The organism is Pedobacter arcticus A12, assembly GCF_000302595.1.
Classification (GTDB): Bacteria; Bacteroidota; Bacteroidia; order Sphingobacteriales; family Sphingobacteriaceae; genus Pseudopedobacter; species Pseudopedobacter arcticus.
This window is the reverse complement of the sequence record NZ_JH947125.1, coordinates 700,979-723,389: the sequence shown is the minus strand read 5'-3', so window position 1 is coordinate 723,389 and position 22,411 is coordinate 700,979. Positions and strand designations below refer to the sequence as shown.

Genomic DNA, 22,411 nt, shown 5'->3' with positions numbered 1-22,411 from the left:
AAAATCTTAAAGGAATAGGGTGATTTCTTAAAAAGTCATCAAATACATAACTAAATATAGGTGGAAGGGGATTTTCCGTATTGTTTTTTAAACTCTTTACTGAAATACTTGGCATCATTAAAACCAACCATATACGCTATTTCGGATATGTTACCAGCTTTTTGCTGCAACAACTGAAGGGCTCTTTTTAAACGGACTGATTTTATAAAGTTATTTACGGTTAAACCTGTAAGCGCATCAATCTTTTTATAGAATACGGGTGTGCTCATTCCTATTTCTGATGCGAAAAGATTTACATTGAAATCTGAGTTGCTGATATTGTCTTCCAATAAACGCATCACTTTGTTTAAAAACTCTTCATCAGAAGATTCTATCTGCACTACGCTGGGTTCCAATGTAAATTGTTGCGAAAACTTTTCTCGCATATTTTGGTGCAGTGCAATCAGGTTATCTACAATAAGCTTAAGTTTTGTGGTATTAAATGGCTTGGTAAGGTAAACATCTGCACCGGTTTTTAAACCTTCTAATTCATGTGCTTCGCTGGCTCTGGCCGTAAGCAACACTACAGGTATATGGCGTGTTCTAATGTCGGTTTTCAACAAAGAACATAGCTCAAAACCGTCCATTTCTGGCATCATCACATCACTCACTATTACGTCTGGCAGTTTTTCAAAAGCTATTACCAGTGCTTGTTTACCATCAGCTGCCTGCACTACCGGATAAAACGGACTGAGTGCGTCTGCAATAAATGCTCTGATCTCCAAATTATCATCAACCACCAAAACCAAGGGCATGTTACTTACGATAGAAGTTTTTTTATCCAGATCGGCAACTGCTAAATCTTCTGGGTAATAATTAATTGAATGCAAATTGCCATCCTCAATAACCAGTGCACTAGCTATTTCTTCGGCTTTGAAATGCGCAATCCCCATCATCAATGATAAACAGAAACTGGTACATGCAGCATCTTGCTCCAAAATCAAATCTCCATGATGAAGCTTTGCAATACTCTTTGATAAAGTCAAACCTATCCCAGTACCCAAATTACGTTGCTGGTGATTAGGTACTTGATAAAAATCGGTAAAAAGCTTCGCTTTATTTTCTTCGGCAATACCCTCACCATTGTCTTTTATTCGTATGTAAACCTGTTGGTGGTCTTGGGTAATCTCAATTGCTATTTTTGCATGTTTTTCCGCCGTAAATTTAAATGCATTTGAAAGTAGGTTAAACACGGCTTTTTCCAATTGTGTTTTGTCGAAATAAAGTTCTATATACTCTTGATCTGCTTTAAAGGTATATTCTATTTGCTTTTGCGAGGCTAGTTGCTCAAACGATGAATAAATTTCGCCTACAAAACTCACAATATTGCTTGCAGAAAGCTTGAGTTTCATTTTCCGGCTTTCAATTTTACGGAAATCCATCAGCTCATTCACCAAATTCATAAGGCGTTTAGCATTTCTGTTAATTATCAGCAACTGCTTGTTAACCGCAAAACTGTTTTCCGTTTCTTGAATCAATTTTTCTAATGGTCCCAAAATTAAAGTAAGTGGTGTACGTATCTCATGCGACACATTGGTGAAAAAATCTACCTTCATCTGGTTCACATCATGCTCTCTTTTTAACAAGGCTCTAATCAATAAAAACCTCATTACCAAATAAAGTAGCGCAACAAAAGCCAAAGTATAAAACAAATATGCCCACCAAGTACGCCAAAACGGCGGTTTTATAATGATCTCTAAACTTGCTGGCGACGTATTAAATACGCCATCGTTATTACTGCCTTTAACCAGTAAAGTATATTCGCCATCAGGTAAGTTGGTAAACGTAGCTATAGGTTCTTTTACCTCATTCCATTCATGTTCAGCACCTTGTAATTTATAAGCGTATCTATTTTTTCTAGGCTTTACAAAGTTTAACGCCGCAAAATTGACACTAAATACATTCTGCTGGTAGTTGAGTACCAAAGTGCCTATTCTGTTTAAGGATCTTGGGAGAATGGCACTACCTTTTTTAATAGAAACTTCGTTATTAAACAACTTCAATTGCGTAAAAACAACCTTGGGCGCTGTATTATTCTCTAAAATATCTTTTGGGTAAAAACTAATCAAACCATTATATCCGCCAAAAAACAAGGCTCCCTTACTATCTTTTAAAACAGAGTGTTTATTAAAAACATTGCCGGGTAAACCGTCGTTGTTATTGTAAATTTTAACAGTGCCCGAATCTAACAACGCCAATCCCTTATCTGTGCTTATCCAGATTCTACGCTGATTATCTTCTAAAATTCCAGCAATGGCATTGGAAGGAAGCCCATTTTTTTTATTATAAATGACTGCTTTTTTGGATTTCGGATTGTAATACGCTAGTCCTTCGGTATCACTACCAAAAAGCAGTTTCCCATTATAGTTTTGAGAAATCACACTAATTCGGCTAAAATAATTACTGTTTTTAAGTTTTATCTGCACAAAAACAGCAGCATTTTTTCGCTTGTAAAACAAGCCAGCATCTGTAGCTACCCAAAGATTCCCTCCTATATCCTGAAACAAACAGTTAATTGTTGACGCTGGCAAATAAATACCAGCTTTTCGATTTTCTGCTAAAGAAATGAAAGCATCGCCGGCCGGATTATACAAAAACAGCCCCTTACCTTTTGTGCCCACCCAAATATCACCTTGTTGGTCTGCAAGCAGATAGGTAATACGCTTTTCGCTGATTGATAATTGGTAGTTTTTAAAGGTCTGTGTTTTCGTATTGTAATAGTCAACTCCGCCTTCATAAGCTGCAATCCAAAGATTTTGTTGTTGATCAATACTAATTGCTTTAATTAGATTTGAGCTTAGGGATGTTTTGCCCTGCCCTACCCTAAAGGTCGTAAACTTACCAGTATTGCGGTGTAAGAAATTCAGTCCTTCGGCCTCTGTGCCTATCCAAAGATTACCAGCCTTATCTTCTGCCAAAGCACTAATAATATTGCTACTCAATGAATTTTTATAGGAGTAATGTTTATAAATCTGAAACGATATAGCGTTTGGGTGATAAACGTTTACACCGCCATAATACGTCCCTACCCAAACAGAACCAGCTTTATCCTGAAAAATATCATAAATAGAATTCTGATTTAAGCTGCCCGGCGTTTCTGGATTATGAGTTTGGTTTTGAAAACTGTTTGCTCCTGGATCGTAAATACTGATTCCGTTAAGCGTTGCAAACCAAAGTTTCCCATGGTTATCTAGCATTATTTTACGGATAACATTGTTAACAAGTCCACTGTTTGCGGTGTTAAAGCGCTTGAAACCATTGGTGTTTTTTGCTAGCTGATTAACACCTTTAAAGTGTGTACCAATCCATAAATTATGTTCTTCATCCTCGGCAATTGCGGTAATATCATTATCCGAGATACTGTTACTGTTGCTGTTATTAAAATAAGTTTTGAAGCTATAAGCCTCTCCTTTTTTAGTCAGTGAAACCAATCCGTATTGCGTACCTGCCCATAAAACGCCATCGTTCGCTTGGTAAATTGCCTTCACAATTGGATTAACCAAACCCGCACCAACAGAACCTTTGCAAAAAAATCTATCGAATTCTCCTTTTTTATTCAGCCTATTTAAGCCGTTTTCTGTCCCTATCCAAAGGTTACCTTCCTTGTCTTCGTACAAACACCGGATGGTATTGTTACTTAAACTCGATTGCGATTTTGGCTTGTTAAAAAAGCGTTGGAAAGATTTGGTTTCTGGAAGGTATTTATTTAAACCATCTTGCGTACCTACCCACAAATTGCCTTTACTATCTTTTAGCAGTGCATTTATATTTTGACTGCTACTGATGGATGTGCTATCTGCACTGTTATTTCTAAAAACTTCAAATTGTTTTGAATCGTAACGATTGAGCCCATCTTTTGTACCAAACCACATATAGCCAGTACTATCTTGCGCAATAGCGATTACGCCACTTTGCGATAATCCTGATTCTACGGTAAGTTTATCAAAAGAAATTTGAGCGGTTTGAGCGATAGCTGTATAAAAGCCAAAGCTTAACAATAAGTAAATTGTTAAAACTCGATTACTAAAGCCTGAAAAAAGCCTGTAATCTGTAAAGGCGTCAGCAATGGAACTTAATTTCTGAAATAGCATACTTTGGCTGGTGAGCGGTGGTTAGTGTTAAAGATATTTATCTTTTCTTAATAAAGGGATAGCGCAATGGCTTTAGTTTGTAAGTTTACTTTTACAAAAATCACCTATCTAATTAAAATTATAAAACGGCACCTGTTAGTGAACAAAGTATTTCAAAATGTATACAAGACGATGTTGATATTTCTACAAACAAAAAAAATCCGATAGCTTTTTGAACTATCGGATTTAGAAAAATTAAGACGGGTTATTAAGAGAAACTTAAACCACCGTTAATATCAATATTGGTTCCTGTGATATAGCTTGATTCGTCAGAAGCTAGGTAAATAACCAAATCAGCTACTTCTTTAGCTTCGCCTTCTCTTTTTAAACAAGTTGCATTGGCTACGTTTCCGCGAACTTCTGGTTTTGTAAAAGTATCATGAAAAGCGGTAGCGATCATTCCGGGCGCTACTGCATTTACCCTAATTCCTTTTGGACCAAATTCTTTAGCCAAGCCTCTAGTGTAAGTCATTAAAGCACCTTTTGAAGTTGCATAAATTGCTGCACCTGGACCACCGCCATCTCTGCCTGCAAGTGAAGTAAAGTTAATGATAGAACCGCCTTTAGGCATTAAAGGAGAAATGTTTTTTACTGCTAAAAACACAGACTTCAAGTTCATATCCATCACTAAATCAAAAAACTCTTCGTCCATTTCTGCTGTTGTTTTACGGGCAACTAAGCCTCCGGCAACGTTTGCTAAAATGTGGACTTCGTTTCCGAATGCTTTTTTTGTTTCGGCAACCAAAGCCTCTACTTCTGCTGCTTTGGTCATATCAGCTTTCACAATAATCGCTTCTCCGCCAGCTTCCTTTATTAATCTCAAAGTTTCGTCGGCATTGGCTTGGTTGCCAAAATAGTTAACCACTACTTTAGCTCCTTCAAGGGCTAATTGTAAAGAAACTGCTCTACCAATATCTCTAGAGCCACCAGTTACTACTGCTACTTTGTTTTTTAATCGCATAATCTAATTTATTTAATTTGTAATTTTTTACTTGTTATATATTTCACACTCAACCACGATAGTGGCACTAAAACCGCCGCCAATACAAAGAAAGACTGGTAGCTGGTTTGGGTAATTATTGGTACTGCCCAAGTGGTTAACAAGGTACCCGCTACTGCTGCGGTGCCTGCCATACCAGCTACTGTTCCAACATTTTTACCGTTAAAATAATCGGATGGTAAGGTTTGTATGTTTCCGATTAAAAACTGAAAGCCAAAAAGGGTAATTCCGATGAGCACCATGGCAAACATTGGCGTTTCTTTTAAACTATCTAATTGGTAAACAATTGCGATTAGCGCTACCAACATAATTGCCGAACCTACCGCAATTGCAGTTTTACGAGCTTGCTCTGCACCGCTACCTCTTTTAATTAAAAAGGAAGAGAAATAACCGCCTGCCAAACTACCAACGGCTGCAAATAAATACGGAACCCATGTAAACGCACCAATCTGCTTGATATCAAAAGCGAAAGATTCTTTTAAGAAAGTAGGCAGCCAGGTTACAAACAGCCACCAAACTGGATCTATAAAAAACCTACCCATAATAATCCCCCAGGTATTTCTGAACTTTAACAGCTCTTTCCAGGTTAAAACTGGTGCGTCGTCAACACTTACCTGCCCTTCTGCTAAAGGACTGCGGGATAAAATATGTTGACGCTCTTCTTCTGTTAACCAAGGATGTTTATCTGGTGTTGATTTATTGACAACCAACCATGGAATAATCCATACTAGACCCAATGCTGCGATCAAGAGAAAAGTAACCTTCCAACCGAAAGCGATAAATAATAGTGCAATAATTGGTGCAGAAACCACAGAACCCAAAGATGCACCTGCACCAAAAATTCCTTGCGCAATGGCTCTTTCCCGAGGCGGAAACCATTCGGCATTACTTTTTGTTGCTCCAGGCCAGTTACCTGCCTCACTAAACCCTAACATAAATCTAAAGATGTTGAAAGACATTAATGATTTTGCGAAAGCATGTAAAGCAATAGAAATACTCCATCCCACAATGGAAATCGTCATCCCTATTCTAGTACCTACGGCATCCATTAACTTACCTGTAAACGTTTGCCCTAAAGCGTAGGCAATCATAAAAAAAGTGGTAATCAAAGCCAAAGCATTTTTATTGTCTGCATCAGCTATGCCAAAATCTTTATAGATGTAAGGCCATAAAATATTTATTGCACTTCTATCTATGTAATTTATTACTGTTGCTAAGCCAATTAAGGCTATAATCCACCATCTTAATCCTTTTACTTTCATTTTCTTAATTGGTTATCAATGGAATATTTGCTACTCCACTCCCTGCATTATTTACTTTATTGTTCGAATAAACTTGGTTGCCAACAGCCTCTCCCTTGCTGCTTTTCAATCGAATATTAAAACCAAAACCGGATGCATTTACATTGCAAACATTATTTTTAAAAACATTATGACTTCCCCAACCTTTATAAGCACAGTTCACTTGGTAGCCATCTTTTAAAACCGACGGCTGTGCATTGTTACCGATATTATTCTCGATCAAATAAGCATTTCCCTTAACATCTATCCAGCTATCGGCACTGTTTGCACCAGTTATTCCCTGTGCTTCAAAAGTATTCCCTCTAATAACACCACCTGTTGTGCCTTCTTTAATATCAATACATTCGGCAGCTATGTACGGTCCAATTTTATTGTTTAGCACTTGGTTTGAATCGCACCTATCGGGTTCTCCGTTACTATATTTGGCCCAGTTGCTGTATGCAGACCCAATGTAAATGCCTTCTCCGTAATCGGGAGTTTTTAAACCGGTATAACTGATCTGCAAATTTTGGATAATATTATGTTTGCTGAACTTACGTAGATGGATAGCTTCCTCCCCTATTTTAGAGATTGTTAAATCATCAAAAACATTATAATTTGCGCCATCAGCAACCAAACCTTTTAAGCCATTGGTAATGGTGATGCCTTTGATATGCCAATAATTAGCTTGCAGACTTAGCACATAACCTGTTTGTAGGCTTCCGCCGTCTAACACTGCTTTGTTTGAGCCAACCAAAGTAATTGGCTGTTTTGCGGTTCCGCTGTTTAGCGCTTTTATCACAAATTTGCCATCGTAAACTCCATCTTTTAAAACAATGGAATCGCCTGCTTTTGCAACAGCCAATACATTTTTTAGCTCGGTGCTGTTTGCAACTATAATTAAATTACGCTTTGCTTTTACTTGTGTTTCCGTGATTTTCTTACTGCATGACTGTGTAAAAAAAGGTACAAAAAGTAGCGCTAAAAAGCTCAGCTTCCTCATAATCCCAAACTTTTTAAGAAAGCAACAATTTTAGCATTAAGTTCTCTGTTTGCATCGGCTTCAAATCCGCCATGTTTACCACCCGGAATGGTTACAAATTCATTTTTAACACCCAATTGGTCTAACTTTTTATGCAGTTCTACAGATTGCTCATACGGAACAGTTGGGTCAGCATCGCCGTGTGCTATAAATATTGGCGGACTGTTTTTTGTAACCCAATTGATTGGCGAAACAGACCTTGCAAAGTCGGCGTTAGTGGCATTGTCTCCTAACCAACGACTAGCAGATTTACTGGTGATATTTTTACCGTAGCCCCAGTCCCAAACATCCGTAATGCCATATTTATCAATAATTGCAGCTACTTTAACATCTTTAACACCTTTACAATTACCGTCAAACAATGGATTGTTACCTAACAAACCGCCCATTAAAGCTAAATGACCACCTGCAGAGCCGCCCATTATCACAATTTTATTGACATCGATATTTAATGCTTTTGCGTTTTTGATAAGGTATATTAATGCGCAACGTGTATCCTCAACTGCTGCGGGTGCGGTTGCTTGTGGCGTTAAACGATACTCGATATTTGCTACCGCATAACCCATCTTAAAGAAAGTATTGAAACCAGTTTGCGATTCTTTTTCGCCGTGATTCCAGCCACCGCCGTGGATGTTGATCACAACCGGGCTAGGTGCTTTGTCTTTTGACGGAAGGTATAAATCCATCCTGCCATCCCAGTCGCCAACTTTGGTGTAAACCACATCAATTTGTGCGCTATATCCATCTGGATAAACTACTGGTTTATATTCTTTTTTCTCTTGCGCAATGCTACAAGAAGCGAGTGCAAAAAAACCAATAATTACGATTAACTTTTTCATTTTTCTTTTCGTTTTTAAATCTAATACTGTTTTTAGGTTGTTGTTCTCACTTCATTTCGAGGTACGAGAAATCTCACAAGCAGAGTCTGCATATAGCATGCGCTACCTATTTGTGAGATGTTTCGCTATTGTTCAACATGACGAAATTGCTTAACTCAAAAAGTCTTCCCGATGCGGGCTAAACACATCTACCAACATGCCCGCTTCCTTGCAAACTACACCATGAAGTTTATGTGGAGGTGCGTAAAAACCGTCGCCTTGTTTTAGTGTTTCCGTTTTACCATCAATGCTGGTTTCAAAAACACCACTTTCTACGTAGGTTACCTGCGAGTGATGATGCTCATGCAACGTTCCTATAGCTTCAGCCTCGAACTTTACCTTTACCAGCATAATCACATCGTCGTATCCGTAAATCTGTCTTTTAATTCCATTACCTAAGTCTTGCCAAGGTGTTTCTGCGTCTATTTGAAATAAATTACTCTGCATCTTTTTAGGTTGTTAGTTTGTTAGCGGTTAGTTTTTTAGGTTTATTAAGTGCATTTAGTTCATTAGTCATTAGGCTTGTTTTGATGGCTTTTAATTTATTAGTTGTTATTAGATATATAGTTTTTTTACCAAACCCACTTAGTTATTAGGCTTCGTAGTGGCTCCCTCTCCTTCGGAGAGGGCTGGGGTGAGGCTAACCTTCTTTTTATTATAATCTATTGAATATTGATATTGCTGATTTTTCATCTTAAACGAAACAACCGCTTTCTGATCATCAGAACTGATTATTTTTAAGTCTTTTATGTTTTGAGTGGCGCTGGCTACTGTTTCATTAATTGGATCTGTACCACCATGTGTTTCGGTAATGCTTACAAAAGTTTGGCTTTTTGCATTTGGCTGACTCAAAATAAATGCTTTACCATCAACCAAGTTCATTTCTGGATCGTTTGCACCGATAGAAACCAATTTAACCTGCAAAGGATTTTCTGCAACAAAAGTGGTGGTATAAAACCGTTTATTGTTTAAGATAGATACGAAACCACCTTTTTCATCTAACTGGTTTTGTGCATTGAACCATAAGTGTTGGTAGCCGTAGTTATTGCCTAAAGCTTGTAAATTGTTTCGTTGAGCATCAACTTTAAAAGAAGAATTTACCAATTGCCCTTTGTACCAAAAAGGCAAATCAAACTGATGTGTGTTTGCAGAACTTGCTCTAAAAACATCTACCAAAATTGGCTTATCAATACCCTCAATTTTAATTAAAGCGCTTGTTCTTATCAGCTTAGTATCGGCGTAAGCGTTATCTTCTTTTGCACTTACAACCTGTAAACCGGGTTTATCGGAAAAGAACAAAAGATCTGGATGTTTGGCATCACCGGCTTTTACATTTGCTTTAAAATGCGATACCTGATCTACCACCAACGTGTTGTGCGCCACGGTTTGCTTTGCCCAAGTGTTATTCTCTGGCAAATAACCTCCTCCACGTTTGGTATCAATATTTAAGAAACGGGCCGAACCGTAATCTGGAAAAATTTCTTCTCCGTTATCGTAAAAAAGTAAATTTAAACGATCAAAATGCCCGTGTCCCATTCCTTGCGATGCCGCTTTCATCAGCACCAATTGCTGATCTGTATTTGGTCCATATCTCAAAATACCCAAACCGCCTTCGTCACCTTTAGCACCATCTTTAACCCATAAAGACTTATACTTAAAAGGTTCTATTTTTCCTTCGTCGATGGCTTTTGAAACCTTTAAACCAGCATCTGAAACTATAACCCGACCTTGTTTCTGTGCTATATCAAGCAAATCTGCTTCGGACTCAATATCAGCGTAAGCGATATCTAATCCGTAAACCAACTCTACAGACTCATAAGTTTTATCTTTAATGGCATCATTAATTGGAAAAAATGCTTTGTTGGTATAAGTTAACTGCAAAGCGGTGTGAATGGCTTTTGACAATAATTTATTACGGTACTCGAATATATTAAGCTCGGGCTGATAATTGTTGATGGCTTTGGCGAGCATTACGAAAGGCAATAAAGCATAACGCTGATAGTAAGGCCCTTCCATATAGTAACCGTCTGGAGAAAAAAGTTGGTCGATCTGTGCTAAAAAGCCCGACTTACCGTCTTTCTTGGATCCTTTTAAAGCCATTTGCACATAATCTGGTTTATTTAAAACGTAAGCAGTCATGCCTACGGCTGCCAAATTCCAAGTACCGTGGTTATGGATCTGGTCAAAAATCTCTACCCGATCTACTGTGAAAAACTTTAAGATTGGCATAAACAGATGCTGTTCAATTGTTGCTCTGTCTTTCTTTGAAATGGCATTATAAACTAAATCATAAGCTTGGATGGTGTAAACCTGCCAAACAAAATCATTAAGGCTTTGCCAAAAAATACGCCCACCGTCTTTGTCGTCTTTTCTTTTTGGATGAACTGGCCATTTTTCGTACTGACTGGCGTAAGCTAACAGTATATCTTTTACATAATTGGCGTATTTTTCATCATTTGTAATCTGATAAACTGTGGCACAATTAAGCATGGTTGTATAATTTCGTTTATGCTGTTCATGCGTATAACCACCGCCACCGTCTTTAGGAACTGGAACGTTAATAGGTTGTTTAAGTGCGAGATCTGCATCTTTTTTAATTGTTTGATAAGAGGATTTTAATAACGCACTATTTTGAGAACCCAAACGTACCTCGGCTAATTTTGCTTGAGTAAGCATTAAACTTGGATGAGTTTGGGCATACATATTAACGCTCGATAAAGCGCAAAACAATACAATTACCACTGTTTTTAAGTAGTTCATTTTTTTTAAAATTAATATCTTAACTGTGTTCCTCTTGGGATTTATTAGATCAAAATCTTATAATTCGCTTATAATTTTTTCTGTGGCAAAACCTGCTTTACTTATCTGCCAAATTTCGTTTAAATGGGTTGTCATTGCTTGTTCGGCAAGTGCAACATCTTTAGTTTCTATTGCTTTTAAGATCGCTCGATGTTCTGGAATAGCAGATTTTCCTCTGTTTTCGCCACACACTTTATTGTCAACAATATTCTTAATCAAATCAGGGATCAAAATTAAAATCATAGATTCTATCACTGAATTTTTTGATGCCTTAGCGATTTTAATATGAAAAAGCATATCCTCTTCAACAGCGTTATTAACTCCGCTATTGATTTTGTCTTCGTAATTAACTAATGCCTCCTTAATTGCTGCCAAATCTTCCTCAGTTCTCCGTTCAGCAGCTAACTTAACGGCACTAAATTCCAAGTAACATCTAGCTTCTATTAAAGCGTTAAAATCATCTTTATTAAAGTTGATGATGTCTGATATAATACTATCAATCACATTAATACTTAAACCAGCAACATAGGTACCGCTCTGAGGATTAATTTTCAAAAGCCCATAAAACTCCAATTTCAAAATCGCCTCTCTTATGTAGCTACGCCCAACCCCAAATTTTTCTGAAAGAACGCGTTCTGCGGGTAACCGATCTCCTGGTTTTAATTGACCAGAGGTAATAAGCTGCTTGAGTTGAATAATTATCTTATCAACCGGCGACTCTACTTGTATTGCGGTAATGGTATCTATCAATGATTTCATACAAAATTTTTAAAATTTTGGTAAACCAATTAATTGGTTTACCAAATATACTATAAAGACAGTTAATGTAAAAACATATTTTTGATTATTATAAATTTATTTTTTATCTAGGAATTTCTTCTATTTGAATTTTCCAGTTATCTGTTCTAAATGGTTGCATAGGCAAATTAGCAGAATTCCAAAAATAAGTATCGCCAGGGTTATCTGCCCAAGCATATCTAATGGCAACTGGATTTTTTATAGCGTTATTCCAAACTATTATTTTATCATCAATCAATTTAGTTTGAGCCCAGACAAATTTTTTGTCTGCACCAGCAATCATAAAAGAAGAATGATTGATTTTTCCACTTTCATGCAAATTTTTTGCGCTGCTAAATGTTACAACCCCTTTTCCTTTCTCAAAACTTACCATGTAAAAAATTGGGCCATCTGCCATAAGCTTTTTCCCATATAGCATTGATTCAACTTTCAATGCGGTTCGGTCTCCTACAGGTATTTTATTAGTAGGATGTATGTCATCAGCCAGACCTAAATCAATAATACTTACTAAACCTACGTTTGGCAATTTTGCTGTATTTGCCTGAGCTTCTCTTATTAATGCCCAAGTTGAATTAACTTGAGGCTGCTGTGGAATTTTTTTATAATTAGGGAGCTGGATGATGACAAACGGAAGCGTTGGCTGATTAAACTGCGTACGCCAATCTTTGATCATTATTTTCAGTAACTCTTCGTACTCATTTGCCCAATTTGCACTGCTTTCGCCTTGATACCATATTACTCCTTTATATTGAAGACTTTTTAAAGGATTGATCATGGCGTTGTAAATTGAAGAAGAAACATCATTTGGATGAACTGCAATCTTCATCTCTTGTACCTTATAATTCCAGTTACCAGAAAGACTTAGCTTTTTCTGATTAGCATTTTTAAAATAAAGTAGCGCTTCTGGACCCCAAAAACCTCCATTTCGCCCCTTGTTTGCAACCCTTACCATAATTGTATTTGTTCCAGCTTGCAAAATATTTTTTGGAATATTATACGTCCTCTCAAAATCACGGCTATCTATAGAAGAACCTAATTTTGTACCGTTAAAGTAGGCAACACTTTGATCGGCAATTCTTCCCAAACTCAAAAAGGCATTTTTGCTACAGTCTTTTTTATTTAAATTGATTTCTTTATAAAACCAGATTACACCATCAACATTTTGTAAACCTGCTTTTTCCCATAAAGTGGGTAATTTCATTATTCTCCAACTGCTATCATATTTAGGCAAAACAGGATTAATGGTATCCCACAATACCTCAGCACTTAAATCTTGATTTACGTTGCCGTACTTTTTTTGATAATCGGCAACATTGCTTTCAATAAACTTTTCTACATTTTTATCTCCAATTTTTTCTAAAATGGGTTTTAAACGAGCAATGGTATCTAAAGGCACTGCGCTAATAAAGGGTTCAATTACGGTTCCGCCGTAACTACTATGTACCACACCAATGGGTATGTTTAAATCTTTCTGAAGCTTACGGGCCATTAAATAAGCCACAGCCGAAAACTTTTTTACTGTTTCAGCATTACAAAGCTGCCAATCTGTTTGTTCAGAAATATCATCTAACGGATAAAATTCAATTGCTCTGGGAACTGTAAATAACCTAATATTTTGGCTCTCCGAATTTTTTATGGCTTCTTCTCCCCCATCAGCATTCTGTAACATAAAAGCCATGTTACTTTGCCCGCTACATAAAAACACATCCCCTACTAAAATATTTGTCAATACTAAATTATTTACATTTAGAATATAGGGTCCGCCAAAGACGACAGCTTTCATGGTTATTTCCCATTTACCGTCTGCATCTGCTTTTGCTAAATAATTATCCCCTAAAAAGTTAACTTTAACTTCTTCGCCAGAATTTGCCCAGCCCCAAATGGGGATGGGCTTATCTCGCTGTAGAACCATGTTACTGCTGAAAATCTGCGGTAATTTTACTTCGGCAAAACCAGTGTTGGCAACCATTAATAGAATGGCACAAAACAATGTTTTGGAAATGGAAAATAGATGGTTCATTTATTCAATTTTTAACTCTATAAAATTTACTGTTTCACAATTCGGTAACTTGAACTTACTTTACCTGCATTTTCAATAGACAAAATATAAATCCCTGGCTTTACTGTAGTCATATTTACAGCATTTACTTGATTGCTTTCCGCATTTTGACTTATTAATAATTGCCCCGAAGTGTTGAACATTTTAATAATATCTCCTAACGCAAGACCTGAAACATTTAGCTGATTAATTGCTGGATTTGGATACGCTTTTACACTTGTTACACTCGCTCCCAACGTAGCAGATCTTAATTCGCTTTTTTGAGTTTTTCCGTCGGTATCAACACTTATTAATTGATAGTAATTGGTTCCGAAATTTGCAGTTCTATCTAAAAAAGCATAATTAAAAACGCCAGTTGTATTGTTTGCTTCTACAATAGTTAAATCAGTAAAATCAACTCCGTTTGTAGAACGTTGAACAATGTAATGTGATAAATTTACTTCTGCTGTTGCTTGCCAAGCTAGTGCAACGTTGTTATTGTTATTTTTTGCAGTGAATGAAATTAAAGTAACAGGTAAAACTGACGGTTTACCTACTAAAAATTGACCTAATGTGGTAGATGAAACAGTTGCTGTATTGGTAGTTTCACTTGCTGTTCCAGCAAAAGCGCCGTACGCACCACCAGTATAATTGGCAACTCCCAAACCGCTTCCACTAAAACTAGACCCTTCTAAAGCATCGTTCCAAGCAAAAGTTAAATCACAATTACCTGTTCCTGAAGTCCGGTTAATGTTCCAAATCGCATCAACTGCACCGTTTTTTTGGGTTGCTGTAAATGCGGTTCCGTTAGGTGTTGCATCTGTTGTTGCGCCTTGGAAAACATTGATAGAAAAATCTGACGCTTCAGCAGGCGTTATACTAATTGGTGTGTAGTTTAAAGTTGTGCCTATTGGGATTTGTGTAACAGAAGCTATTGTCGATAATTTTAATGTCCCTACAATGCCTGTTGAGGTATTGGCTTCTGTTGCGATGTAAGCCATATTTCCAAAAGTACCATCAAAAGTAGCAGAAGAACCCATTGTTAAATTATCGCCATTACGGATAGTTAATTTTGCATTGTTTAAAGTTAACTTTCCGTTGATAGTAACGTCTCTATTTGTTGTTGCTGCCGCGTTAAAGGTTACATCGCCTAAATCGTTTGAATTAATTATTGAAAAAGGAGTACTGGTAGCGGCATTAAGAATGAAGTTTGTGCCAGCTTCATAATTTTTAGTTCCTGTTACAACCACGCTACCCAAAGCATCGTCAAAACCATTTGTGTTAGATGTAGTTAAAGTAGCCACATTGCTTCCAAATGTTAAGGTTACATTTGTTGCGGATACAGTAGCAGGCTTAGACAAATTAATTTGTCCATTACCCGATGAATAGGATACGATATTCGTATTTACAGGAATACCTGTTCCAGATATAGCTAAACCTTGTAAAGCTGATAAAGCTAAATTTGTCTGAACAGTGATTTGATACGAACCCTCTGTTAGGATAGCGCCAGCTTGTGTAGCACCAGTTGAAGACACGAAGTTTACACGCGACGCAAATGTTCCATCTCCTTTTATTCTATTTTGTTTAAAATTTAATTTACCGAAAACGTTTACCGCTACGCTTACATCCACATCATTATCTAAGGTTACGCTAGATTTATCCGCGACCACAAAATTCACTACTTTTATAGATCCAGTACCGCTTATTGATTGAGGTGCACTACCACCCATTACTAAAATAGCACCATAAGTTCCAACATTAATAGCACCATTTACTATTAAATTTCCAGTAATAGGTAACTGAGTATTTGAAGTTCCTCCCACAGAGAAATTAGAACCAGCATCAATAGTAAGATTTTCTATTTTATTTATTATCGAGGCATCTGTCGTTAAAGTTGAACCATTTTCTATAAAAACGTTAGCAAATGTTTTAGAATTTGTAACAGAACCCGTTGTAATAGTTTTTCTTACATAATAATTACTACCACTTTTAAAATCCACTATAGAACTCGCCGAATTATTTCCAAAAGGACTGTAAATACTGTTGTTGATTAAACTTGCTCCTGATTTAAATACAATAGCATAGTTTGACGAGTTACTTGTCCCCCCCCCTGGAGTTCCAAAGGGATAACCTAAAACGTTATCATATTCTAAACTTGAACCATCCTCAAAAATTATCGCACCAACCGTACGGCTAGTTATTCTTTGAAAACCCGTTGCTCCTCCTTGCACCATCTTTATTTTACCTAAAATGGAAGCTGTGGAAGCAGGGAAATCTACATAAACGCTACCTGTATTAACTATAGGGTTTTCCTGTCTACCTAACTGTAAAGAAGAGCTCGCATCTATTGTTAGTCCTGCTTCTCCTGGGGTATTATTTGCAATCGTTAGAGATCCGCTACTTGAAGCTCTTAGCAAAACGACAGAGGCGTTATTTTTTAATTTTACTTGAGCAGTTGTGGATGTATTTACAATAATAGACGCGACACCAGTAATAGGAATATTTCCTCCAATATTTGCCCCGTCAATAATTAGTATATCACTTGCCGCAATTGACGCTCTTGTTGCTCCTAAACCATCTAATTGCGTATTCCATTTAGCGGCAGTATTAATATTACCATCCGTAGTCCCCCCAACCCAATAATACGTGGTTTGTCCAAAACTCAACATGGCAAATGCCATTAGCACTGTTGTAAAAAGTAACTTTCTCATCATATTTAATTTAAAATTGGTTTATAATTTATTTTGGCTTTACTTGGGAGTATCTGTTATAGAAATGTTATCCAATATTGCTTTAGGCTTTTCGCTGCTATCTTTCGGTTTGTATCCTAAAAATAGGATAGCATTTAAATTTGTGTCAGATTGCAAGCCCCCACTTTTGTACGCCCGCCCAATTTGACTTCCGCTAAGCATAATCTGATAAGTACCTTCTGAAACTTTATAACTTTCAATAGTTTGTTCTGTTGCAGCGTTGTTGCTTATAATATCCAAATGATATTCTTTTCCTTTTACAAAAGGATGAACTTTAACTTTTTCCCACTTAGCACCTTCACGCACATAAAAACTTAATTCATTACTCTCAGAAAGCACCCAACGTAAGCCCGCAAAAATCTCGGTATTGGTTTCTTTGACACTTGAGTTTCCTTGGAAAACATCCTCCTCACTTGCAGAGTTGCCATTAGCAAAAATCCATTGTCCAGTCTTACTTTCATCAAATTTGATATCGAAACTCGTTTTGGTAGTTTTTTTCATTTCCAAGTCATACATAGAAAGCTTGCTGGTGGTAGTTCCCGCAATTACTTCTAATCCTGCACCGTTTATAAAACTTGCTCCATCGGTTACCAAATTAAACTCGCCCGAACCGTCTGAAGCAGTACGTATCCTAACAACTGGTTTAATTGTTTTTACCGACCCCATTATCCTAAGCAAAAACTTGGTGGAAGAAGCACCAGGATTTGGAGCGAATGAAGCCTTAGCATCCCCAAAACCATAATTGAAAGGACTAGTTTGTGCTAAAACTGATGTTGAAGCCAAAAGGCAGATACCTAATAAAGTTTGCTTGATCATATTATCTATTTAATTTCAGTTATGTTAAAATCGTTGAACCTAATTTGTTCATCTCGTATATATTCTGGAGACAATAAACTCCTATATATCCCCCATTTTGGACGGCATAAGGTTGTAGCGTCACGCCATAGATCTATATTGTTAACGGTTAAATCTAAAAGTGTTTTCCCGTCAGAAATTCGCTTAATCAAAACCTGATATTTTCCATCGAAAGAAAAACTAACTTCCTCTTTTACTTCAACCCATTCTCCCATAAAATCAGAAAGTGGCACACTGGCTATATATTTTAAAGAGGTCGTTCCTGTTCCGCCAGTATGGATAACCTCCAATTTATTACCAGATGATTTATACCTTGCTGTAAAGGTGATCAAAGGCAAATCATCATCGCCGTCTAAAGCTTTTATTTGATGGATATGGGTAAAGTTTGGAGAAGGTTTAAAATCTTTATCAAGTTTAAATTTCCAACTGTATCTAACCGTTTCATTTAAGGATGCCAATAGCGAGTCTGGAGATTTATCATAAGTCTTGATCTCGTTACGTTGCCTATCAGTAGCAGGCAAACAGCGATCATTATCAGGACTTACATGAATTTGAAAAGCAAAAACATACTTTTTCAAAAGCTCATCATAAATCTGAGTAATATGTGGCGCACCCGGAGAATGTGCACAATCTGGGGTTTCTATAACATCGCCAGTGCCACCAAAATATTTATTTATTAAAGTATAAGTATTGGTGAGCCCGTCAGCAGATAACGTAACTCCGCTAGTTTTTTCTGGTTCAACTGGAACAATTGGATTTTCAACTTTAACAATAGGAGAAACATAATCCTCCTTGCTTGTTTTTTTACTACACGAAAGGCTACTAATTAATAGCATAACCAAAACAGGTATTGTTGTTTTCATTGCGGTGTAAGAAAATTTAAATTGGTCAACCATTTTATTGGTTAACCAAATGTAATGATATAATCTGGTTAACCAAATAAATTCGTTTAAATCTTTTTACAAGAAAAACGTTTGGTGCACACCAATTTACGCTAAGCACTAACTCAGCATAGGGTATATTCTTAAATGTATAGAGGAGAATATTAAACGCTACCTAAAAAGCGGTCAAAAGAGTTTTAAAGTCAGTTTTTTAGCTATAAAAACACGTGACGTGTCAATAAATCTGACTTTTTAAACTTAACTGGAAGCTCTTTCAAATTGATTAACCCCGCTAACGTCTTAGTTACCAAAAATTTAGTTTCCTAATTTCTTTAAAATATCAAGATAAATGCGTCTTTTTGGTAAACCAATTTTTGGTAAACCAATTAAACAACGTGTTAAATGAAAAAAAATCTACTATTATCGCTAGCCTGCGTAATATTTTTTATGCTAGGTGCCAGAAGTCAAACAGCAATAAATACCTCCTTTGAAATTACTTCCTATATTATTGGAAATTTGGCTAGCCAAAATAGCTGGACGGTAACTACAGGTAATGGCAGTGTCTCAAATACGTTTTCAAAATCAGGTACTCAATCTGCTAAATTTAGTGCGTCTGGCACTGCTCTTTTAGCTAATTACATCGGTTATTCTGGAAGTATACCTGGACTACACACCGAATTTTACACCGATTTATGGGTAAAACCAGTTGCTTATACCACAAAAGGATTTGCTATAAATGCTTATGACCTATTTGGAGCAAGTGCCAAAAGAATATTTGTAATAGATTTTACCACGGATAATAAAATTAGAGCCTATAACGGTTCAAGTGCTGTCCAAATTGGTACTTGGACTTCTAATACTTGGGTAAGAGTTTCTGTAAAAGTAGATTTTGCGACAGAGAAGTACTACGTTGCGTTAGATGGGGTGGTTAAACCCACAGTATCAGGTGGAAGTACAACTGCTTTTGGTTTAAGAGAGTCCTATACGCCAACATTAAGCGGAACTAGAGTTGCTGACAGAAAAGAATTTCACGCTATTAGAATTAACCATGGTGATGACACTTCTACGGGCACAACAGAAACTTACATTGATGATTTGTATGTTGGCACTACCGCAATAACAGGTATTGATTTTGGAGCTTCTTCAACAGCCAGAACAATTACGGTGACACAACCAGCTTTTGGAACTATTTCTCTGTCGCCAGTAAAAAGCAGTTATAATTTAAACGATGAAGTTACTGCAACTTTAACTTTACCGGCGGGTTACCAAAATGAGGGATGGACAGGCGATTTATCAGGAACCGAACTCATAAAAACTTTTACGCTTTCAGCCAACACAGCATTTGGTGCAACCGTAAGTATTGATCCGCTAAACCCGCCCGCTGCTTTTGATGTAAACATCACACAGCCTGCAAACGGCTCCATTACTCTAACACCAGCGCCAACCGGTGGCAAATATTATCAAGGTACTGTGGTAACGGCCAAAATCAATTACGAGGCATGTTACCAATTTAACAACTGGACGGGAGATTTATCTGGCAACCAGACCTCAAAAACCCTTACCGTAAATGGCGATGTAAATATTGGTGCAGATATAGCGATCAATAATACGCCTTCTGTAACAAGGAACGTTTCCACCGTTACTGAGTTTAAAAATGCTTTAGCATCAATGAATCCAGGAGACGTTATTGTTGTGGAGGATGGCACTTATAACCTTAGTAGTTTAACAATTGACAGAGGTGGCTGTATGCTGAAACCGATTGTTATTAAAGCTAAAAATGAAGGCGGTGCTATTTTAAACGGAGCTACAGCATTGGTTTTACAGAGCATTAGTTATGTAACTATTCAGGGTTTTTCTTTCCAAAGTGCAAATATTGGTACTGGAATTAAGTTTCAGAACAGTACACATGTACGCATTACCAGAAATAAATTTAATATTGTGGAAAATGCTTCCTGTAATTGGATTTACATTGGTGATACCTTTGGCAGTACAGAACCGCTAAAATCTGGGCATAATAAAATTGATTATAATATATTCGACGGCAAAACAGAAGCAGGTAAATTCATTGTTTTAGATGGAAACATAGACCATCAGTCTCAGCATGACACCATTAGCTATAATATTTTTAAAAACAATGGTCCAAGGGTTGCCAATGAAAAGGAAAGCATTCGTGTGGGCGTTAGTACTTTGACCAGAAGTAGCGGTTACACCGTAATTGAGCATAATTTATTTGAAGATTGTGACGGCGATCCAGAAATTGTTTCCATAAAATCATGCGATAATATTGTCCGTTTCAATACTTTTAGAAGATGTTTAGGGACTTTATCTTTTAGACAAGGTGTACGAAATACTGCTGAAGGAAACTACTTTTTTGGGGAAGGCAAAACGGGTACATTTACAAATAATGGAGTAACAAGTACAATTGGCTGTGGCGGAATCCGGGTTTACGGCCTAGATCATAAAGTTTTCAATAATTATTTTGAAGGATTAACTGGCGAAAAATGGGATGCAGCTCTTGTTATTACCAATGGAGATGTTTTAAACTCCACCACCAGCAACTCTAGCCACAATATTCCGGAAAATGTGGAGATAAGTTTTAACACTTTAGTGAACAACAAATCCAATATTGAAATAGGTTTTGACAATGGAGGTAGTTACCCTAAAGCGCCTGTAAATGTTTTATTGGCAAATAATATAGTGGTAGGCAATACAAGCCCTCTTGTTAAATCTTACAGCGGCACTTCGTTAGCAGGAGTAAGTTTTGCAAACAACATGATGTACCCAACAGCCACAGCCAGTATTGGAATTTCTGCAAGTAATACGGAAATAAACAACACTAATCCTAAATTAATTAAACCAGCATGTACAGGGCCAGATTGTGAATTAAACCCAGCCGCACAAATTTTCCGTTTAGCAGATAACAGCCCCGCAATAGATGCGGCAACAGGTGTTTTCACTTATGTAAACGGAGATTTTGAGCAACAGACCAGAACCGGATTAAAGGATATTGGTGCGTATGAATATAGCGGTGCAAAAACCATAAATACAAGCGCTTTAACAGAAACCTATACAGGTCCAAATGCTGAAGGCTTTTCGTACAGCTACAACTATGAGGGAGTTTTACCGGTTAAATTGATCAGTTTTAATGCTTATCCGCAACTTAACGACATGAAGATTGTATGGCAGGTAAGTACTCAGCTTAACTTTAATCACTATGAGGTGGAGTGGAAAAAGGAAAATTCTAATTTTTTAAAAATTGGTAAAGTTGATGTACAACAAGAGAGCAACAGTTTGGTTAATTATTCCTATATCCATCAAAATGCTGCTACCGGCAATAATTACTATCGCTTAAAAATAGTTGATACAGATGGCTCTTTTGGATATTCTCCCATTGTTGCGATAAAGAAATCATTTTCTGCAAGCGTTTACCCAAATCCAACTACCTCAATTGTCAATATAGAACTTAAAGAGAATTTAACCTCAAATGATAAATGGACGCTGACAAACAGTCTAGGTTCGGTAATAAAAGTTCAAAAAGCGAGCGCTACAAACAGCTATCAATTTGATTTAACAGGTTTGACAACCGGCATTTATTACTTGCATTTATTCCAAAATGGCAAAAGAACAATGGTGCATAAAATAATGAAGCAATAAGTTTTTATTTTAGTGCAAAATTGAAGGGAAGCTGTAAAAAGTTTCCCTTTTTTGTTAAAAAGCCGTAGCGTTTAACTTCTAAAACTGTTGTTAAATTATCGAAAGATGGTGCTTTTATCAAACAATTCACACCGCGACATAGCAAGAATTAGTGCAGAAATCAAGTGCGTACATAGAACGTTTTACCTATTAGGGATTAACCTTTAATCACCACTTTGCTGCGTGTAGCAAAGAATACAAATTTAACGTATTCAGATTATCAACCTA

13 protein-coding genes are annotated in these 22,411 nt (G+C 36.9%); 1 reads left to right on the top strand and 12 read right to left on the bottom strand.

What is annotated here, in order from left to right; translation table 11 throughout:
* Positions 1 to 50: 50 nt before the first annotated feature.
* The 12 genes from B176_RS0104390 to B176_RS0104335 all read right to left on the bottom strand — a co-directional run bounded on the left by B176_RS0104390 (position 51) and on the right by B176_RS0104335 (position 18,472).
* On the bottom strand, positions 51 to 4,130 hold the full coding sequence (locus B176_RS0104390) for a hybrid sensor histidine kinase/response regulator transcription factor (RefSeq protein ID WP_017257566.1): 4,080 nt from the start codon (positions 4,128 to 4,130) through the stop codon (positions 51 to 53).
* Between the two features lie 247 nt (positions 4,131 to 4,377).
* The gene (locus B176_RS0104385) at positions 4,378 to 5,130 is read right to left on the bottom strand and encodes an SDR family NAD(P)-dependent oxidoreductase (RefSeq protein WP_017257565.1); all 753 of its coding nucleotides are present in this window, start codon (positions 5,128 to 5,130) and stop codon (positions 4,378 to 4,380) included.
* Between the two features lie 8 nt (positions 5,131 to 5,138).
* Entirely contained in the window at positions 5,139 to 6,431 is a 1,293-nt protein-coding gene (locus B176_RS0104380) for an MFS transporter (protein WP_017257564.1), read from the bottom strand.
* Positions 6,432 to 6,435: 4 nt separating this feature from the next.
* Positions 6,436 to 7,452, bottom strand: a complete 1,017-nt coding sequence (locus B176_RS0104375; protein ID WP_017257563.1) for a chondroitinase-B domain-containing protein — start codon at positions 7,450 to 7,452, stop codon at positions 6,436 to 6,438.
* Positions 7,449 to 8,330 carry an alpha/beta hydrolase gene (locus B176_RS0104370; protein ID WP_017257562.1) on the bottom strand — a complete coding sequence of 294 codons (882 nt, stop codon included), beginning with the start codon at positions 8,328 to 8,330 and terminating at the stop codon, positions 7,449 to 7,451. Before B176_RS0104370 ends, B176_RS0104375 begins: the two co-directional genes overlap by 4 nt.
* Positions 8,331 to 8,480: 150 nt before the next feature.
* Positions 8,481 to 8,816, bottom strand: a complete 336-nt coding sequence (locus tag B176_RS0104365; RefSeq protein ID WP_017257561.1) for a cupin domain-containing protein — start codon at positions 8,814 to 8,816, stop codon at positions 8,481 to 8,483.
* Between the two features lie 138 nt (positions 8,817 to 8,954).
* A complete protein-coding gene (locus tag B176_RS18990; RefSeq protein WP_017257560.1) occupies positions 8,955 to 11,129 on the bottom strand; it encodes an alginate lyase family protein in 2,175 nt (724 codons plus the stop codon).
* Between the two features lie 57 nt (positions 11,130 to 11,186).
* Positions 11,187 to 11,927 (bottom strand): FadR/GntR family transcriptional regulator, encoded by a 741-nt coding sequence (locus B176_RS0104355; RefSeq protein WP_017257559.1) that lies wholly within the window; start codon positions 11,925 to 11,927, stop codon positions 11,187 to 11,189.
* Positions 11,928 to 12,030: 103 nt separating this feature from the next.
* On the bottom strand, positions 12,031 to 13,986 hold the full coding sequence (locus B176_RS18985) for a sialate O-acetylesterase (RefSeq protein ID WP_083852682.1): 1,956 nt from the start codon (positions 13,984 to 13,986) through the stop codon (positions 12,031 to 12,033).
* Between the two features lie 26 nt (positions 13,987 to 14,012).
* Positions 14,013 to 16,718, bottom strand: a complete 2,706-nt coding sequence (locus tag B176_RS0104345; protein WP_083852681.1) for a beta strand repeat-containing protein — start codon at positions 16,716 to 16,718, stop codon at positions 14,013 to 14,015.
* A 36-nt stretch (positions 16,719 to 16,754) separates the two neighbouring features.
* Positions 16,755 to 17,570, bottom strand: a complete 816-nt coding sequence (locus B176_RS0104340) for a hypothetical protein (RefSeq protein WP_017257556.1) — start codon at positions 17,568 to 17,570, stop codon at positions 16,755 to 16,757.
* Between the two features lie 5 nt (positions 17,571 to 17,575).
* The gene (locus B176_RS0104335) at positions 17,576 to 18,472 is read right to left on the bottom strand and encodes a heparin lyase I family protein (RefSeq protein WP_026063147.1); all 897 of its coding nucleotides are present in this window, start codon (positions 18,470 to 18,472) and stop codon (positions 17,576 to 17,578) included.
* Between the two features lie 420 nt (positions 18,473 to 18,892).
* On the opposite strand from B176_RS0104335, the gene B176_RS20120 reads away from it, so the two are divergent.
* Positions 18,893 to 22,144 (top strand): chondroitinase-B domain-containing protein, encoded by a 3,252-nt coding sequence (locus B176_RS20120; protein WP_017257554.1) that lies wholly within the window; start codon positions 18,893 to 18,895, stop codon positions 22,142 to 22,144.
* Positions 22,145 to 22,411 lie beyond the last annotated feature (267 nt).

Coding starts and splice junctions, on each gene's coding strand:
- B176_RS0104390 (WP_017257566.1), bottom strand. CDS start 4,130: ATGCTATTTCAGAAATTAAGTTCCATTGCTGACGCCTTTACAGATTAC.
- B176_RS0104385 (WP_017257565.1), bottom strand. CDS start 5,130: ATGCGATTAAAAAACAAAGTAGCAGTAGTAACTGGTGGCTCTAGAGAT.
- B176_RS0104380 (WP_017257564.1), bottom strand. CDS start 6,431: ATGAAAGTAAAAGGATTAAGATGGTGGATTATAGCCTTAATTGGCTTA.
- B176_RS0104375 (WP_017257563.1), bottom strand. CDS start 7,452: ATGAGGAAGCTGAGCTTTTTAGCGCTACTTTTTGTACCTTTTTTTACA.
- B176_RS0104370 (WP_017257562.1), bottom strand. CDS start 8,330: ATGAAAAAGTTAATCGTAATTATTGGTTTTTTTGCACTCGCTTCTTGT.
- B176_RS0104365 (WP_017257561.1), bottom strand. CDS start 8,816: ATGCAGAGTAATTTATTTCAAATAGACGCAGAAACACCTTGGCAAGAC.
- B176_RS18990 (WP_017257560.1), bottom strand. CDS start 11,129: ATGAACTACTTAAAAACAGTGGTAATTGTATTGTTTTGCGCTTTATCG.
- B176_RS0104355 (WP_017257559.1), bottom strand. CDS start 11,927: ATGAAATCATTGATAGATACCATTACCGCAATACAAGTAGAGTCGCCG.
- B176_RS18985 (WP_083852682.1), bottom strand. CDS start 13,986: ATGAACCATCTATTTTCCATTTCCAAAACATTGTTTTGTGCCATTCTA.
- B176_RS0104345 (WP_083852681.1), bottom strand. CDS start 16,718: ATGATGAGAAAGTTACTTTTTACAACAGTGCTAATGGCATTTGCCATG.
- B176_RS0104340 (WP_017257556.1), bottom strand. CDS start 17,570: ATGATCAAGCAAACTTTATTAGGTATCTGCCTTTTGGCTTCAACATCA.
- B176_RS0104335 (WP_026063147.1), bottom strand. CDS start 18,472: ATGAAAACAACAATACCTGTTTTGGTTATGCTATTAATTAGTAGCCTT.
- B176_RS20120 (WP_017257554.1), top strand. CDS start 18,893: ATGAAAAAAAATCTACTATTATCGCTAGCCTGCGTAATATTTTTTATG.